Source organism: Psychrobacter sp. TB55-MNA-CIBAN-0194 (assembly GCF_040309505.1).
GTDB classification, from domain to species: domain Bacteria; phylum Pseudomonadota; class Gammaproteobacteria; order Pseudomonadales; family Moraxellaceae; genus Psychrobacter; species Psychrobacter fozii.
This window is the reverse complement of sequence record NZ_JBEOOW010000658.1, coordinates 1-245: the sequence shown is the minus strand read 5'-3', so window position 1 is coordinate 245 and position 245 is coordinate 1. Positions and strand designations below refer to the sequence as shown.

Annotated in this window: 1 pseudogene; it reads right to left on the bottom strand. The window is 46.5% G+C overall.

The window, feature by feature from the left end:
- A pseudogene (locus tag AAEY75_RS16645) lies at positions 1-231 on the bottom strand (tRNA (guanosine(37)-N1)-methyltransferase TrmD); the annotation flags it as partial.
- Positions 232-245: the final 14 nt, after the last annotated feature.

Sequence of the window (245 nt, the reverse complement as noted above, 5' to 3'; positions counted from 1 at the left end):
ACTTAGGACAAAGTCGCCAATTGACCATTCTTCATCAATCTCAGATTGAATTAAACGCTCATCAACGCCTTCATAGCGACCTGCTACCAGAATAAATTCTGCTTGTTTAGCAAGCTGCTGCACGCCTTCTTGCGTTAGCGTACGCCCTTGAGGGGATAGATAAATAACTTTTGCATTGGGCACCGATACTTTGGCACTCGCAATGGCGTCTTTGAGAGGCTGCACTTTCATGAGCATCCCTGGAC